The 15,223-nt window shown below is 59.1% G+C and carries 13 protein-coding genes and 1 pseudogene; 2 read left to right on the top strand and 12 right to left on the bottom strand.

The genetic code is table 11. The annotated features are described in order from the left end of the window. Nucleotides 1-37: 37 nt before the first annotated feature. The 5 genes from ACIQVE_RS14185 to ACIQVE_RS14165 form a co-directional block, all read right to left on the bottom strand. Complete coding sequence (locus ACIQVE_RS14185; protein ID WP_402809192.1) at nucleotides 38-1,267, bottom strand: nucleoside recognition domain-containing protein; 1,230 nt, start codon at nucleotides 1,265-1,267, stop codon at nucleotides 38-40. A 203-nt stretch (nucleotides 1,268-1,470) separates the two neighbouring features. Continuing rightward, the gene (gene gltP, locus ACIQVE_RS14180; RefSeq protein ID WP_401188382.1) at nucleotides 1,471-2,802 is read right to left on the bottom strand and encodes a glutamate/aspartate:proton symporter GltP; all 1,332 of its coding nucleotides are present in this window, start codon (nucleotides 2,800-2,802) and stop codon (nucleotides 1,471-1,473) included. Between the two features lie 705 nt (nucleotides 2,803-3,507). After that, nucleotides 3,508-3,972, bottom strand: a complete 465-nt coding sequence (locus ACIQVE_RS14175; RefSeq protein ID WP_402809188.1) for an inhibitor of vertebrate lysozyme family protein — start codon at nucleotides 3,970-3,972, stop codon at nucleotides 3,508-3,510. Nucleotides 3,973-3,974: 2 nt separating this feature from the next. Further along, nucleotides 3,975-4,139, bottom strand: a complete 165-nt coding sequence (locus ACIQVE_RS14170; RefSeq protein WP_042556943.1) for a DUF1328 domain-containing protein — start codon at nucleotides 4,137-4,139, stop codon at nucleotides 3,975-3,977. Between the two features lie 74 nt (nucleotides 4,140-4,213). Then, on the bottom strand, nucleotides 4,214-4,498 hold the full coding sequence (locus ACIQVE_RS14165) for a hypothetical protein (RefSeq protein WP_402809186.1): 285 nt from the start codon (nucleotides 4,496-4,498) through the stop codon (nucleotides 4,214-4,216). Nucleotides 4,499-4,925: 427 nt separating this feature from the next. On the opposite strand from ACIQVE_RS14165, the gene algB reads away from it, so the two are divergent. Both algB and ACIQVE_RS14155 read left to right on the top strand, forming a co-directional pair. Then, the gene (algB, locus tag ACIQVE_RS14160) at nucleotides 4,926-6,272 is read left to right on the top strand and encodes a sigma-54-dependent response regulator transcription factor AlgB (RefSeq protein ID WP_402809183.1); all 1,347 of its coding nucleotides are present in this window, start codon (nucleotides 4,926-4,928) and stop codon (nucleotides 6,270-6,272) included. Nucleotides 6,273-6,282: 10 nt separating this feature from the next. Then, nucleotides 6,283-8,073: a KinB sensor domain-containing domain gene (locus ACIQVE_RS14155; protein ID WP_402809180.1), complete on the top strand. Its 1,791-nt coding sequence runs from the start codon at nucleotides 6,283-6,285 to the stop codon at nucleotides 8,071-8,073. On the opposite strand, the gene ACIQVE_RS14150 is transcribed toward ACIQVE_RS14155, so the two are convergent. The 7 genes and pseudogenes from ACIQVE_RS14150 to ACIQVE_RS14120 form a co-directional block, all read right to left on the bottom strand. Continuing rightward, nucleotides 8,070-9,683 carry an EAL domain-containing protein gene (locus ACIQVE_RS14150; RefSeq protein ID WP_402809270.1) on the bottom strand — a complete coding sequence of 538 codons (1,614 nt, stop codon included), beginning with the start codon at nucleotides 9,681-9,683 and terminating at the stop codon, nucleotides 8,070-8,072. The genes ACIQVE_RS14155 and ACIQVE_RS14150 overlap by 4 nt on opposite strands. Nucleotides 9,684-9,759: 76 nt before the next feature. Beyond that, nucleotides 9,760-10,542 carry an N-acetylmuramoyl-L-alanine amidase gene (locus ACIQVE_RS14145; protein ID WP_402809178.1) on the bottom strand — a complete coding sequence of 261 codons (783 nt, stop codon included), beginning with the start codon at nucleotides 10,540-10,542 and terminating at the stop codon, nucleotides 9,760-9,762. A gap of 99 nt (nucleotides 10,543-10,641) precedes the next feature. Beyond that, nucleotides 10,642-12,699 carry a diguanylate cyclase gene (locus ACIQVE_RS14140; protein ID WP_402809175.1) on the bottom strand — a complete coding sequence of 686 codons (2,058 nt, stop codon included), beginning with the start codon at nucleotides 12,697-12,699 and terminating at the stop codon, nucleotides 10,642-10,644. After that, nucleotides 12,696-13,574, bottom strand: coding sequence for an endonuclease/exonuclease/phosphatase family protein (locus ACIQVE_RS14135; RefSeq protein WP_402809172.1), 879 nt, complete (start codon nucleotides 13,572-13,574; stop codon nucleotides 12,696-12,698). Before ACIQVE_RS14135 ends, ACIQVE_RS14140 begins: the two co-directional genes overlap by 4 nt. Before the next feature lie 14 nt (nucleotides 13,575-13,588). Further along, entirely contained in the window at nucleotides 13,589-14,230 is a 642-nt protein-coding gene (dsbA, locus tag ACIQVE_RS14130; protein ID WP_402809169.1) for a thiol:disulfide interchange protein DsbA, read from the bottom strand. Nucleotides 14,231-14,418: 188 nt separating this feature from the next. Beyond that, a complete protein-coding gene (locus ACIQVE_RS14125; protein WP_402809167.1) occupies nucleotides 14,419-15,030 on the bottom strand; it encodes a c-type cytochrome in 612 nt (203 codons plus the stop codon). A 45-nt stretch (nucleotides 15,031-15,075) separates the two neighbouring features. Next, nucleotides 15,076-15,207, bottom strand: a pseudogene (locus ACIQVE_RS14120) (c-type cytochrome); the annotation flags it as partial. Between the last annotated feature and the right edge of the window lie 16 nt (nucleotides 15,208-15,223).

Raw genomic sequence — 15,223 nt, 5'->3', positions numbered from 1 at the left:
GGGAGCCAGCAGGCTGGCTCCCACAGTTGATCCGTATTCAACCGAAGAACCAGTAGCAAACGGAGATGGCGCCGATCACACCGGCCAACTCCGCCAACAACGCACACCCCACCGCATGCCTTGCGCGCTGAATCCCCACCGCGCCGAAATACACCGCCAGCACATAGAACGTCGTCTCGGTACTGCCTTGTACCGTGGCTGCCACCAGCGCCGGGAAGCTGTCCACGCCTGAGGTCTGCATTGTCTCGATCAGCATCGCCCGCGCAGCACTGCCGGAGAACGGTTTGACCATCGCGGTCGGCAGCGCATCGACAAACCGCGTATCCCAACCGGCCCATTCGACCAGATGACGAATCCCGTCGAGACCAAAATCCAGCGCCCCGGATGCACGTAATACGCCGACGGCGCAAAGCATCGCGACCAGATACGGCAGCAGGTTCTTGGCGACGTCGAAGCCTTCCTTCGCGCCTTCAACGAACGCTTCGTAAACCTTCACTTTGCGTAAAGCACCGATCACCAGAAACAGCATGATCAGCCCGAACAACGTGAGATTGCCGAGGATCGACGAAAGCCCCGCCAGCGCCGTGGCCGACATCGTCCCCAGCAGCGCCATGAATGCGCCGAGGATCAGCGCGCCGGGAATCAGATACGCCAGCACCACCGGATCCCAGACCCGCAAGCGCTGCATAAATGCCACCGACAGGAAGCCGACGATGGTCGAGCAACTGGTCGCCAGCAGAATCGGCAGGAACACCAGGGTCGGATCCGGCGCGCCTTGCTGGGCGCGGTACATGAAGATCGTCACCGGCAGCAGGGTCAGGGAGGAGGCGTTGAGCACCAGAAACAGGATTTGCGCGTTGCTGGCGACGGTGGCGCTGGGGTTGAGCTCCTGCAACGCCTTCATGGCTTTGAGGCCGATCGGCGTGGCGGCGTTGTCCAGACCGAGGCCGTTGGCGGCGAAGTTCAGGGTGATCAGGCCAAGGGCCGGGTGGCCGGGCGGAACTTCAGGCATCAACCGCAGAAACAGCGGGCCCAACACCTTGGCCAGCCAGTCGACGATCCCGGCCTTTTCGGCAATGCGCAGGAAACCCAGCCACAGGGTGAGGGTGCCGAACAGCAGCACCATGACTTCGACCGAGAGCTTGGCCATGGCGAAAATGCTTTCCACCATCGCCGCAAAGATCCCGGCGTTACCGCCGACCAGCCACTGCACCAGTGCCGACACGGCTGCCACGATGAAGAAGCCAAGCCACAGGCCATTAAGCATCAGTCAAATCCCCCGGAAGATGCGGCGAATGATAACGGGGTCGCCAGAAACGACAAACCCCGGATTTCTCCGGGGTTTGTTTATAACGGCTGGCGGCGATCCCTGTGGGAGCGGGCTTGCCCGCGATGGCGGTGTGTCAGTCAACAAAGATGTTGAATTTGCTGGCCTCATCGCTGGCAAGCCAGCTCCCACAGGGTTTTGTGTCAGTTCTTCGAGATTTCACCCGCTGGCAGTTTTTCCTTGCTGCGCCAGTGCGGCAGGGAGTTCCAGTAGCGCTCGCCCTTGGCGTCGTCGTACATGCCTTCCCAGCGCGAGATAACCAGCACGGCCAGAGCATTACCGATCACGTTCAGCGCGGTACGGGCCATGTCCATGATGCGGTCGACACCGGCGATGAACGCCAGGCCTTCCAACGGAATACCAACGCTGCCCAGAGTAGCCAGCAGCACCACGAAGGACACGCCCGGTACGCCGGCGATGCCTTTGGAGGTGACCATCAGGGTCAGCACCAGCAACAGTTGCTGGCTGATCGACAGGTCGATGCCGTACAACTGGGCGATGAAGATGGCGGCGATGGACTGGTACAGGGTCGAACCGTCGAGGTTGAATGAGTAACCGGTCGGCACCACGAAGCTGCAGATGGCTTTCGGTGCGCCGTAGGCTTCCATCTTCTCGATCACGCGCGGCAGCACGGTTTCCGAGGAGGCGGTGGAGTAGGCCAGGACCAGCTCATCCTTGAAGATGCGCATCAGCTTCAACACCGAGAAGCCGAACAACTTGGCGATCAGGCCCAGCACCACAAAGGCGAAGAAGGCGATGGCGACGTAAACCAGGATCACCAGTTTGGCCAGTGGCACCAGGGATGCGAAGCCGAAGTTGGCCACGGTCACCGCGATCAGTGCGAACACGCCGATCGGGGCGTAGTTCATGATCATGTGGGTGACTTTGAACATGCTTTCCGAGACGCCCTGGAACATCTTCACCAGCGGCTCGCGCAGGTCCGACTGCAGGCTCGACAGACCGAGACCGAACAGCACGGAGAAGAAGATGATCGGCAGCATTTCGCCGCGCGCCATGGCTGCGAAGATGTTCGACGGGATCAGGTTGAGGATGGTCTCGATGAACGCGTGTTCATGCTGTACTTCGGCGGCAGTCGCCTGGTACTTGGAGATGTCCACCGTACCCAGGGTGCTCATGTCGATGCCGGTACCCGGGTGGAACAGGTTGGCCAGCACCAGACCGACGACGATGGCGATGGTGGTGACGATTTCGAAATAGATGATCGTCTTCAGGCCGATACGCCCAAGCTTCTTGGCGTCGCCCACGCCGGCGATGCCAACGATCAGGGACGAGATGACGATCGGGATCACGATCATCTTGATCAGACGGATAAAGATATCGCCTGCCGGTTGCAGGACGTTGCTGATCCACCAGGCCTTCTCGGCACTGAAATGGTTGAGCAACGCACCGATTGCAATCCCCAGTACCAGACCGATGAGGATCTGCCAGGCGAGGCTAATTTTTGCCTTCTTCATTATCTTTACCCTTACTTGCGTTTGACTCAGGCACATGCGGCAACTGGAACGCTTTTAGCGAAAAAGTCTGTGCATCTGCCTCCGTATAAGGTGCCCCGAAGCGCGTATTAACGGCTCTTCGGCAGGCGAAAAAAGGCGCAACTATTCCGATGCAAGGTTGCGCCGTCTAATGCCGTAAACGCCTACCCTATGCCGAATCGGCATGAGCTTTTTCAAATGAAACTGGCGTCCCAACCGGTTCGATTGTGACATTTCAGCCGGCATAAGTGCCGTGAACCGGCCATCACAGCGTAGATTGATTATTTTTTGAGCGGGAAATTTTGACGGAAATTTGAACAAATAGCCTGCTTTGGAAGGCTGGAAGTCTCACTGTTTCAAATGTCTCTTTCGCGATATACGGTCGCCCGGAAACACCGCGTAATGTTTTCGCGCGCAGTGTGGACGATAAAAAGAAGAGGCTGGACGCTCTGGATCAACGTTTTGCGTTATTGAAAGCTCAGCGCAAGCTCGTCGAACCCCTTTGGATTGGCGAACTTGCGGCAGCTTTTTACCCTGACCCGGCCCTTGCGCAGGCACTCCCTGTACCCGTAGGTCACTCCGACCCTGTAACAGTCAAAACGTCCCGGCCCCTTGATCATGCGCCGACCTTCATCGGGTGGACGCAATAGAGGGCAGCGGGGGGCTGCCCTCATGTACGAAGTCGCATCAATACCAGTTCGGATCTTTCTTCAGTGTTTCCATCAGAAGATCCTGCATGCCCTGGTCGGGTTTGCCGAGGAAGCGATACGTGGCATGTCGCGTTGGCGACTTGTCAGTCGGCAGACCTTCAGGCACATCGACGAGCATGGCATAGGCATCTTTCTTGTCGAAGCTGAAGGCGACGATCAAGCGGTGATTCAAGCATTTGTCTGCTGATTCACAAAGCGGCCCGACCAGATACTGGTCGCCATCTTCAGTCACGGCATTCATCTGTTGGTCAGGCGTGCCGGAAAGGTTCATCACCCATTCCGGCAAGCGCTCTTCCTTCTTCACCACGCCTTCCCAGGTTTCCCTGTATTGCGGGTCGGAACTCAACAGTTCGTTGGCCCGCGCCTGGCCGTCGTTGGCCGCCATCGCCATGGCACTACCGCCCAGAAGCAGGGCGGCTGCCAGTGTCTTTAAAGCGCTCATCGTCAACCTCGGCCGCGACGGCCCATGAAGAACGACACAACAAACATCACCAGGAACACGACAAAGAGAATCTTGGCGATACCCGTGGCGGTGCCCGCGATACCACCGAAGCCCAATACTGCAGCGATGATGGCAATGATCAAGAATGTAATTGCCCAGCTCAACATGGTGATTCTCCTTACTTCTCTATTTAGGGATGTTGCATGTTCCGGCGCAACGCGCCCGAATCCGTTTAAATCAGTTAGAAAACCCAACGCTCTTCACGTGTTAGCTGATCCAGTGGCTGCGACTGGTCGACGTCCATCATGCGCATTGACGCGTTCTCGGCCGCAGTGCTGCTGACAGCACTGAAGTGCTTCTGCGTACTGTGCTGGATCGAGATCAGCGGCTCAGGTTTCTGGCTGTTTTCCCAGCTCAGGTATTGCTGACACGCGATCAGGGTGATCAACAGCGCAAGTACGCCAAACAGACCTTGCTGGATATGCAGAGGCGAGATACGCATTTGGGCGGCACGTTGGCGAGTCATCCTGGGTTCCTCACTCTTATTCGGTTGGGGCAGTTCTGATCTGCCCGGGATGAATAACGTATTGCAGCCTGCATGCCAGGTTTTTAACTAAAAAATAGTCAATAAAATCAATGGCTTATTATTGGCTGGATAATTTCCTGAGACGCATCCTGCACGATGGCTCATCTGTGGTCGTGCGCAATGCACGATTTTTTCGTAGGAGAATTCATTCTTATGGAATTGAGAGCAGGGCGCAGATGTCAGAAAAGGATGCAGGTGACTGCCTGCAAAGCGGTGATTGTTTAAAAAATCAACAAAATCAGTGGATTAGCCGTAAAGGCATGAGAGAGCTACCCTCCTATGGCTGGCATCGTTCAGAATCAACCATGCAACTTGCCCGATTTTTCCGGGACTAACTCAAGACCAATCACTATGGAGCGTAGGAAAAATGGAATCTGCCACTGAGCAACAAGGCCGCATTCTGCTGGTGGATGATGAATCCGCCATCCTGCGAACCTTCCGTTATTGCCTCGAAGACGAAGGTTATACGGTGGCCACCGCCAACAGCGCGGCTCAGGCCGACGCACTGTTGCAACGTCAGGTCTTCGACCTGTGCTTCCTTGATTTGCGCCTGGGCGAAGACAATGGCCTCGACGTATTGGCGCAAATGCGTATTCAGGCACCGTGGATGCGGGTGGTGATCGTCACCGCTCACTCGGCTGTCGACACGGCCGTGGATGCGATCCAGGCCGGCGCCGCCGACTACCTGGTCAAACCTTGCAGCCCTGATCAATTGCGCTTGGCAACGGCCAAGCAACTGGAAGTGCGCCAACTCTCGGCCCGACTTGAAGCGCTTGAAGGCGAGATCCGCAAGCCGAAGGACGGTCTCGATTCCCACAGCCCGGCGATGAAAGTCGTGCTGGAAACCGCGCGGCAAGTGGCGGGCACCGATGCCAACATTCTTATTCTTGGCGAGTCCGGCACCGGTAAAGGTGAACTGGCCCGAGCGATTCACGGTTGGAGCAAGCGCGAGAAGAAATCCTGCGTGACCATCAACTGCCCGTCGCTGACCGCCGAGCTGATGGAAAGCGAGTTGTTCGGTCACAGTCGCGGGGCGTTTACCGGTGCCAGCGAAAGTACTCTGGGTCGGGTCAATCAAGCGGATGGCGGCACGCTGTTTCTCGACGAGATCGGCGATTTTCCCCTGACGTTGCAACCCAAATTGCTGCGTTTCATTCAGGACAAGGAATACGAGCGGGTAGGCGACCCTGTGACCCGCCGCGCCGATGTGCGGATTCTGGCGGCGACCAACCTCAACCTTGAAGACATGGTGCGTGATGGTCGATTCCGCGAAGACTTGCTGTATCGCCTGAACGTCATCACCTTGCACCTGCCGCCGTTGCGCGAGCGTGCCGAGGACATCCTGACGCTGGCTGACCGCTTTCTCGCACGCTTCGTCAAAGAGTACGCACGTCCAGCGCGCGGTTTCAGTGACGAGGCCCGTGAAGCGTTGCTCGGCTATCGTTGGCCGGGCAACATTCGTGAACTGCGCAACGTGGTCGAGCGGGCGAGCATTATCTGTCCGCAGGAACGCGTGGAAATCACTCACCTCGGCATGGCCGAGCAACCGGCCAACAACGCGCCGCGAGTCGGTGCGGCGCTGAGTCTGGATGAGTTGGAGAAAGCCCACATCGGCGCGGTACTCGCGACCGCCGGTACTCTGGATCAAGCGGCGAAAACCTTGGGCATCGACGCCTCGACGCTGTATCGCAAGCGCAAGCAGTACAACCTGTGAGTGCCCGACGATGAAACTGGCGATGAAGTTGCGGACCCGGTTGTTCCTGAGCATTTCCGCGCTGATCACCGTGGCTTTGCTTGGGCTGTTGCTCGGGCTGGTCAGCGTGATGCAGATGGCCGGCACTCAGGAAACAATGATCCGCAACAACTTTGTCACCCTCGACCTGGGGCTCAAGCTGCGCCAGACCCTCGGCGATCAACTGATCATGATGCTCGCCGAGAAACCTGACCCGGCGGCGTTCGAAGCGTCCAAGCAACATTACTTCCAGTTGCTTGACGAAGGCATTGCCCAGGAAGAGGAAGGCGATGGTCGTCATTACGGGTTCTCTCAGGCCAAGTCCGATTACCTGAAGTTTCTTCAGGTCTTCGAACAGTCTCGTGATCCGGGCGCGGCCCTTAGTGGCAACGGTGATCTTCGTGAGCGCTTCAACACCTTGCGCAATGGCTTGATCGCCGAGCACAAGCACGCGCTGGACAACATTAATTCAGTACAACACGCGGCCCGCGACCGGGCGCTGCTGATCGCGAGTCTGCTCGGGTTAGTCGGAGTGGCGGTGTTGATCATCGGGTTCATTACCGCCCACGGGATTTCCCGACGCTTTGGTGCGCCCATCGAGGCGCTGGCCAAAGCGGCCGATAACATCGGCCAGGGTAATTTCGAAGTGATTCTGCCGACGTCCTCGGCCATGGAAGTGAATTTGCTGTCGCGCCGTTTCGGGCTGATGGCCGAAGCGCTGCGCGAGCATCAGGCCACCAACGTAGATGAGCTGCTGGCCGGCCAGCAACGCTTGCAAGCGGTGCTCGACAGCATCGACGACGGCTTGTTGATGATCGATCGCCAAGGCCATCTCGAGCACCTTAACCCGGTCGCCCAGCGCCAATTGGGCTGGGACGACGACCGTCTCGGCCAAGGCTTGGGCTCAGCACTCGAGCGGCCGGAACTGGATGAGCAACTGCAACTGGTGTTGCGCGGTGGCACTCTGGAGCGCGCGCCGGAAGACTTGAGCATTGAGGTCGACGGCGAATCACGCCTGCTGACTTACAGCCTGACCCCGGTCAGCCATACGCAAGGCCACATTCTTGGCGCGGTGATGGTGTTGCACGACGTCACCGAGCAACGCGCCTTCGAACGGGTGCGCAGCGAATTTGTCCTGCGCGCCTCCCATGAACTGCGTACGCCGGTCACCGGCATGCACATGGCGTTCGGGCTGTTCCGTGAGCGGGCGAAGTTTGCGCCGGAGTCCCGCGAGGCCGACTTGCTCGACACCGTCAACGAAGAAATGCAGCGCCTGATGCAGTTGATCAATGACTTGCTCAACTTCTCGCGTTACCAGAACGGCTTGCAGAAGCTCACGCTGGCGCCGTGTTCCATCGAAGATTTGTTGGAGCAGGCGCAATTACGCTTTGCCGGTTTGGCGGCGGAAAAAGGTGTCGATTTGACTGTGGAAGTGCAGGGGCCGTTGCCGCGCTTGCAGGCCGATCAGGCGCAACTTGATCGGGTGCTCGACAACCTGATCGATAACGCATTGCGCCATACCGCCCATGCCGGCCAGATCCGTTTGCAGGCACGTCGCCATGGCGAGCGGGTGATCATCAGCGTCGAAGATAACGGCGAAGGCATTGCCTACGGCCAGCAAGGGCGGATTTTCGAACCGTTCGTTCAGGTCGGGCGCAAGAAGGGTGGGGCCGGGCTCGGCTTGGCGCTGTGCAAGGAGATCGTCCAGTTGCACGGTGGACGGATGGGCGTTTATTCGCGGCCGGGGCAGGGCACGCAGTTTTATATGGCTTTGGCGGTTTAGGCTTCGTCATCTATCCGGCGCCCCGCAAGCCGCCGTCCACGAGTGATCAACTCGATGAACTGCACCGCGCTCAGGGCATGGGCGAACAGCCAGCCCTGACCGAATTTCACGCCTTCGCTGCTGAGCAGTTCGGCTTGTGATTCCAGCTCGATCCCTTCGGCAATTACCTTAAGATCCAGGGCCTGCGCCATGTGAATGATGTGCGGAGCGACGCCGCTGCTGGCGGCGTCATGGCCGAGCGCGTCGATAAACGCCTTGTCGATTTTCAGGCAATCCACCGGCAGGGTTTGCAGGTAGGCGAGGCTGCAATAGCCGGTGCCGAAATCGTCGATCAGCACTTGATGGCCCACATCGCGCAGCGCTTGCAGGTTTTCCCGGGCGACCACCACATCAATCAAGCCGCGTTCAGTCACTTCGAAGGCAATCTGCTTGGCTGCCACTCTGTGCAAGGTCAGCAGCCGCGCCATGACCTGGCCAATGCGCGGCACCATCACGTCGCAAGCGGCGAGGTTGACCGAGATATACAGCTGAGGATTGGCGCGCAACACCGGTCCCAATTGCTCCAGTAAGCGCTGAAGGACAAAGTCGGTCATCTGGCGGATCTGCCCGGTATTCTCCGCCAGCGGGATAAACAGGTCAGGACTGGTCAATGTGCCGTCCGGACGGCGCCAACGCAGCAAGGCCTCGGCACCGACGCAATTGCGGCTGTCGAGGTCGAAGATCGGTTGATAGAGCACTTGCAGCTCGCCGCGGCGGATGGCGCCGTGCAATTCGGCGTCCAGTGATTGGCGCTGGCGCACCAGCAAAAACATGCAGGACCCCACGACAGCGCCAAGCACCAGGCAGGCCGGAATAATCCACCACCAGATGGCTGGGATCTGCATGCCGGTGCGCGGCGTGATCAACACCAACTGATACTCCGGGTTGTCGGTGGGCATACGGTAGATCAAGCGACTCTGAGTCACTTGCAAGGCGTCGCTGCTTTTTGGCGGCCAGGGTTCTGTTGGCGGCCAGATCTGTGACGTGCCCAGCACCGGAATCGCCCGAGTGCCATGATCCAGCACCACCAGCAGGCTGCTGCCGGGCGACAGGTCGACCATGTCGGTCAGATGCCCGCGTGAGGTAGCCACACGAAAATTGCCGCGACCCAGCATCAACGCTGCGCGGTTTTCATCGGGTTCGGTAGTGGTGTTCAGCCAGTAGCTGTAGGTCGGGCCTATGATGTCCGGCGCGCGGAAAACCGAAAGACCTTCCTCGCGCGGACGGTTGGAGCAGATCCGCGAGGCGTCCATGTAAGCCGCTTCATAGACGAAGCGATAGTTGAAGGTGACTTGCCGTAGCGTGGCGATCATTTCGTCGTCGCAACTGCGCAACGGCTGGGCTTCAAGGTCGTCGAGGCTTTCGCGTAATTGACCGAACAATTGTTCGAGACGGGCGAGAAAGCGCTCGCCCTGCGCGTTCATCACCTGACTTTCGCTTTGCTCGACTTGGCGCATTGCCACGAACATTCCGCCGGCGAACGACAGGCCTGCACTGAGCACAGCCGCGATCATCGCCAAAAACCATGGGCGATAAAACCAGCTACGCAGCGTCGCTCGGGTAGCAACCATCATGGAATATCCGAAGAATTACCAATGAGTTATAGCTGCTGATTGCAAGTTCGCCCTGACCGTCGGGCGGGCGTCATTATTTTGTCTGATTCAGAACCAGCAGCAACGCCGCCGTTTGCGCGTCCGGCGTACCGTCAAACCGCGAAGGTCGGAAGTGCATCTGGAACGCGGCGAGGACGTGGCGCGTCGCGACGTCCAGCTCGCCAGTCTGCGGCGTCTCATAGCCAAGATGCGCCAATTGCGCCTGGAACCAGCTGATGCTCGGTAGTTCTCCGCTGTTGAACAACGCTTGCTGTCGCGCCACGGCTTGCTCGCTCGGCCACACACCCAGACCTTCGGCAGCGAGACGCTTCCACGGGAACAGCGGCCCTGGATCGAGCTTGCGCAGTGGCGCGATGTCGCTGTGGCCGATGATGTGCTGCGGGCTGATGCCATTGCGTTTGCTGATGTCTTTGAGCAGGACGATCAGCGCTTGAATTTGCGCTTCGCTGTAGGGATACCACAGGCGCCCGGTCGGGGTGTCTTTGAAACCCGGGTTGACGATTTCGATGCCGATCGAGCTGGAGTTGAGCCAGGTACGGCCCTGCCATTGGCTTTCACCGGCGTGCCAGGCGCGCTGGTTTTCGTCCATCAGCTTATAGACCGTGGCGCCCTTGTCGTCACCGATCAGGTAGTGGCTGCTGACTTCACCGTGGGTGAGCAACTGCAGCGAACGCTCGAGCGAAGCAGAGGTGTAATGCACGACTACGAACTGGATGCGGCTATCGTAGTTGGCCGAAGGATGGCTGGTGTCAAAACGCGGGCCGCTGGCACAGCCGGCCAGAACAAGTAGCGACGCGAGGAGGGCAAAAAATTTCATGGCAGAGGCAATATACGCAAGACAGTAATGCAACAGTGTAACGTACTGCCTTGCGTCGAGATGGTCAGGAGGCGCATTTAAACAAAATGGGACAATTTCTCAGCCCAGCTCAACTCGATTGCGTCCGGCATTTTTAGCCCGGTACAACGCCTGATCGGCTCTTTTAAGCACCAGATCGCTGTGTTCTCCAGTTTTGAACGATGCCAGGCCCATGGAAATCGTGATCGTCACCCGCTCACCCTTGAAGTGGAACGGGCACGCTTCGATCGCCGCGCGCAGGGTTTCCAGCAGTTTTGCACCGACCGCTGGGGGGGTGGCCGGCATCAGCAGAACGAACTCTTCGCCGCCGAAACGCGCGATGAAATCGGAGCCGCGCAGGCGTTTGCGCAGCACGGTGGCGATGATCTTCAGGACTTTGTCACCGGCCAAGTGGCCGTAGTTGTCGTTGATTCGCTTGAAATGATCAAGGTCGAGCATCGCCAGGCTCAGCGTATTGCCGTGTTGCTGCCATTGCTTGATCTCGTGCTCGAGACGTTCGCTCCAGGCCGCGCGGTTGGGCAGGCTGGTGAGCGGATCAATAAGGGCTTTCTGGCGTTGCTCTTCAAGGTGTTCGCGGAAGCCCTGTGCCTCTTGCTCCATGTGCGCCACACGCTCGGACAGACCTTTTAGGCGCGCCGCGACTTCCTGCTCCCGGGCATCGCGCTGCTTCTGGTGTTGATCCATGGTGCCGAGCAAGCCTTCGAGATGGTTTTCCAGCACTTGCTTGAGGTCATCCAGATCCGCTGCTTCCTGGACACTGGTCTGCAAGCCGTCGACTTGTTCACGGATCTGCGTGTCCATGGCCCGCGCCGCCGAACTGTTGTCGGCATGGCCTTCGCTGGCGGCTTGCAAGTTGCTCTGGAACGCTTCGAGGCGTTCGTTGAGTTGCTGCAGATACGCTTCGAATTCGTGCTGACCGCTGTCGGTAATCGCCAGCATCAACGTCGCCAGATCGTCGAGGATCGGGATCAATTCGTACCAGTTCAAACCGTGCTTGAGCCGTTCGCGCATGGCTTCGGCTTGTGGGCGGTGTCGTTCGGGCAGGGTCAGGTCGTCGAGCAGGCCGATCAACGTATCTTCAATGTGTTTGGCCACGGAGCTGTAGGACGGCTCCGGGGAATCCGGCAGGGCGAAGAGGATGTCGTGCTCGGATTGCTCCGGGTCGATAGCCGCCAGTGCCTGCGCGATGGGTTCGGGCAGGGGCAGGCTGTCGAGGATCAGCGGGTTTGGATCGCCAGGGTGGATCAGTTCGTCGGGGTTGAAGGCGGCCGATGAAACTGGCGCAGGAGCAGTGACGGCTTCAGACGCGGGTTCGATTGCTTCTGCTTCAACCGGCGCTTTGCTCACTTCGCTGGTGATCGTTGGCGGCACGAAAGTCGTGACGTGAGGTTCCCGCTGAGGCGCAGCTGCTGGTATTTCCGGTGCCGCGGCTGGTGTGGCCTCTTGGATAACCTGAGCGACCGTCGCCGGTTCAGTGACTGCGGCAGGAGCCGTTTGTACAGGCTCGTGGGCGGATTCGCGTGCAGGTGCAGCGGCCGGTTGTAGCGTCGGCGCGACGTGAGCTTGCGCCGGTGGCTCTGGCGCCTCCTCGCTGTCACGGCTGCCGAAAAGCCTTTGCAGCAATCCCGGGCGGCCTGGTTCGGTAGGTGTCTCCAGCTGACTCAGCGCCTTGCCCTGCAGGCCGCTGAGTTCATCCAGCAGCAGCGGCATTTCCCGGGCCTGACCGACCCGGCTATCCAGTTGTTTGGCGAATTTCTTCAGCGGCTGGGCGACTTCCCGTGGCAGCGGCAACGCCTGCAACTGAGTCACCAGCGCGGTCAGTGCAGTGCTGACCTGATCGATCCGGGTTTCGCGGCGCTGCTCGGAATCGAGCACGGCTTTTTCCAGGCGTGGCAACAGGGCGGCGAGGCCGGCGTCCATGTCATCGGTGCGCACCACGTCGCGCATTTCTTTCATGCATTGATCAACGACGCGGTCGGTACCCTCAGCGGCCAGCGTGCTGCGCACCAAGCCTCGGCGCAGCAGGTCGAGCCTTGCGGCCCAGCGGCGTTCGAGTTTGTCTTGTTGTTCGATGCTTTTGAGGTATTTCTCTTTCCAGCGCTGGGCTTCGTCGCTCATTCAGGGGTTCCGCGAGGGGCAGGGCTCAACGCGGGCAATGCATCGGCCGTGAGCGAACCCGGCAGACGAATCTCTACCGCGACCGGCAGGTGATCGGAAATCGGTTGTGCCAGCACTTCGACCTTTTCCAGGGTCAGGGTCGGACTGAGCAAAATATGATCAAGGCAACGCTGAGGACGCCAACTGGGGAATGTCGCTTCCACCTGCGGGGCCAGCAGGCCGAGATCGCGTAACGGTGAATGTTGTAGCAGATCGCTGGCATGGGTGTTCATGTCGCCCATCAATATTTGATGTTTATAGCCACCGATCAGATCACGAATGTAGGCCAGTTGCAGGCTGCGCGTTCGCGCGCCAAGGGCCAAATGCATCATCACCACCACCAGCGCTTCCGGGCCTTCGCCGAAGCGCAGCAGGATCGCGCCGCGACCTTTCGGGCCGGGCAGCGGGTGATCTTCGATCGCCCACGGCTTGAGACGACTGAGCACGCCATTGCTGTGCTGGGCCAGTCGACCGAGGTTGCGATTGAGTTGTTGATACCAATAGGGGAAGGCGCCGAGATGGGCCAGGTGTTCGACTTGATTGACGTAGCCGGAGCGCAGGCTACCACCATCGGCTTCCTGCAACGCGACCAGGTCGAAGTCGCCGAGCAGATCGCCGATCTTCTGCAAATTGCCTGAGCGCCCGGTGTGCGGCAGCAGATGCTGCCAACTGCGGGTCAGGTAATGCCGATAACGCTCGGTGCTGATACCGACCTGAATATTGAAACTAAGCAAGCGCAGACGCTGATCCGCTGGCAGGCCCGTGGACGCCAGGTGATGCTCGTTGACCTGCGGATCATGCAGGCCAACGACGCGTTGGGTCTTCCAGCGGCGCATGGCGGTTGCCGCGCTTAGTTGGCAGCAGCCTTGTGGGTGGCTCGCTCTTTGGCAACCAGTTGGTCAGCCAGTTTCAGCGCTTGCTCGGCACCACCGGCGGAGCCGATGTCGAAGCGGTATTTGCCGTTGACGATCATGGTTGGAACGCCAGTGATTTCATACTTCTTGGCCAATTCGCGAGCCTTTACGACCTGACCCTTGATGGCGAAAGAGTCGAAAGTGGCGAGGAACTTGTCCTTGTCCACGCCTTGAGTGGCGAGGAAGTCAGCCATGTCGTTCTTGTCGGTCAGCTTCTTGTGTTGTTTCTGGATCGCTTCAAACACGGCGCTGTGAACCTTGTGCTCGACACCCATTGCTTCCAGGGTCAGGAACATCTGACCGTGAGCGTCCCATGGGCCGCCGAACATCGCTGGAATACGCACGAAGTTGACGTCGGATGGCAGTTTTTCAACCCACGGATTGATCACTGGCTCAAAGGAGTAGCAGTGCGGGCAGCCGTACCAGAACAGTTCGACCACTTCGATCTTGCCAGGCACGGCAATCGGTACCGGATTGCTCAGCTCTACATAAGGGGCGGCAGGGGCTTCAGCGGCCTGGGCAGTCACGCCGAACAAGCTGGCAGCGACGAGGGCGGCGCTGATGATCAGATTACGCATGCTTTACTCCTGGACAAATTGGGTCGCCTCGCGCGACCTGTATTCAGACAGGTCCTGGCGGGCATGAGTTCTGTAGTGTAACGGCAGCGGCCACAAAAAAGGGCGGCCAAAGCCACCCTTTTTATACTTGCTGCGACGGATTAATCGAGCGTTAACGTTGCGCGAGATGTCCGTCGCAGTCAGCGCCCTTAATGCAGGCCCTGAATGTAGCTCGAGACCGCTGCGATGTCTTCATCGCTCAGGCGTTTGGCGATGGTCTGCATGGTCATCGTGTCGCCATCGTTGGTGCGGCCGCCTTCTTCCTTGCGAAAGTCGGTCAACTGTTTGGCGATGTACGAGGCGTGTTGGCCACCCAGGTGCGGGAAGCCGGCGGCGGCGTTGCCGGCACCATTTGGCGCGTGGCAACCGGTGCAGGCTGGCAGGCCCTTGGTCAGGTTGCCGCCACGGAACAGGGCTTCACCGCGAGCAACGAGCTTCGGATCGGCGGCGCCGACGCTGCCTTTCTGGCTGGCGAAGTAGGCGGCCATGTCGGCCAGATCCTGATCGCTCAGGTTGGTCAGCAGGCCGGTCATTTCCAGGACTACGCGCTTGCCCGACTTGATGTCGTGCAGCTGCTTGGTCAGGTAGCGTTCACCTTGACCGGCCAGTTTTGGAAAGTTTGGCGCCATGCTGTTCCCGTCCGGGCCATGGCAGGCACCGCATACGGCGGCTTTCGCCTGGCCTGCTGCGGCATCACCTGCAGCATGGGCGAAACCTGAAATTCCCACGGTCAACAGCAGACTCACGATCAATTTGTTCATCAGCTAATCCAACTACGGCTAAGGGTTAAGAGTTATGGACCGGGTTTACTCGCTCATCCAAAGGATGATGGCCTGGTAATCCTCGGTACTGCAGTCCATGCACAAACCACGCGGCGGCATCGCCTTGAAACCCTGGGTCACGTGTTGCACCAGCGTCTCCATACCTTTCGCGATCCTCTGCTTGATAGCTTCC

Source organism: Pseudomonas sp. NPDC098747, from assembly GCF_044760045.1.
Taxonomy (GTDB): domain Bacteria; phylum Pseudomonadota; class Gammaproteobacteria; order Pseudomonadales; family Pseudomonadaceae; genus Aquipseudomonas.
This window is presented reverse-complemented; position numbering and strand designations above follow the sequence as displayed.

Excerpts from the sequence above, each read along its gene's own strand:
- ACIQVE_RS14185 (WP_402809192.1), bottom strand. The coding sequence starts at position 1,267 with ATGCTTAATGGCCTGTGGCTTGGCTTCTTCATCGTGGCAGCCGTGTCG.
- gltP (WP_401188382.1), bottom strand. The coding sequence starts at position 2,802 with ATGAAGAAGGCAAAAATTAGCCTCGCCTGGCAGATCCTCATCGGTCTG.
- ACIQVE_RS14175 (WP_402809188.1), bottom strand. The coding sequence starts at position 3,972 with ATGAGCGCTTTAAAGACACTGGCAGCCGCCCTGCTTCTGGGCGGTAGT.
- ACIQVE_RS14170 (WP_042556943.1), bottom strand. The coding sequence starts at position 4,139 with ATGTTGAGCTGGGCAATTACATTCTTGATCATTGCCATCATCGCTGCA.
- ACIQVE_RS14165 (WP_402809186.1), bottom strand. The coding sequence starts at position 4,498 with ATGACTCGCCAACGTGCCGCCCAAATGCGTATCTCGCCTCTGCATATC.
- algB (WP_402809183.1), top strand. The coding sequence starts at position 4,926 with ATGGAATCTGCCACTGAGCAACAAGGCCGCATTCTGCTGGTGGATGAT.
- ACIQVE_RS14155 (WP_402809180.1), top strand. The coding sequence starts at position 6,283 with ATGAAACTGGCGATGAAGTTGCGGACCCGGTTGTTCCTGAGCATTTCC.
- ACIQVE_RS14150 (WP_402809270.1), bottom strand. The coding sequence starts at position 9,683 with ATGGTTGCTACCCGAGCGACGCTGCGTAGCTGGTTTTATCGCCCATGG.
- ACIQVE_RS14145 (WP_402809178.1), bottom strand. The coding sequence starts at position 10,542 with ATGAAATTTTTTGCCCTCCTCGCGTCGCTACTTGTTCTGGCCGGCTGT.
- ACIQVE_RS14140 (WP_402809175.1), bottom strand. The coding sequence starts at position 12,699 with ATGAGCGACGAAGCCCAGCGCTGGAAAGAGAAATACCTCAAAAGCATC.
- ACIQVE_RS14135 (WP_402809172.1), bottom strand. The coding sequence starts at position 13,574 with ATGCGCCGCTGGAAGACCCAACGCGTCGTTGGCCTGCATGATCCGCAG.
- dsbA (WP_402809169.1), bottom strand. The coding sequence starts at position 14,230 with ATGCGTAATCTGATCATCAGCGCCGCCCTCGTCGCTGCCAGCTTGTTC.
- ACIQVE_RS14125 (WP_402809167.1), bottom strand. The coding sequence starts at position 15,030 with ATGAACAAATTGATCGTGAGTCTGCTGTTGACCGTGGGAATTTCAGGT.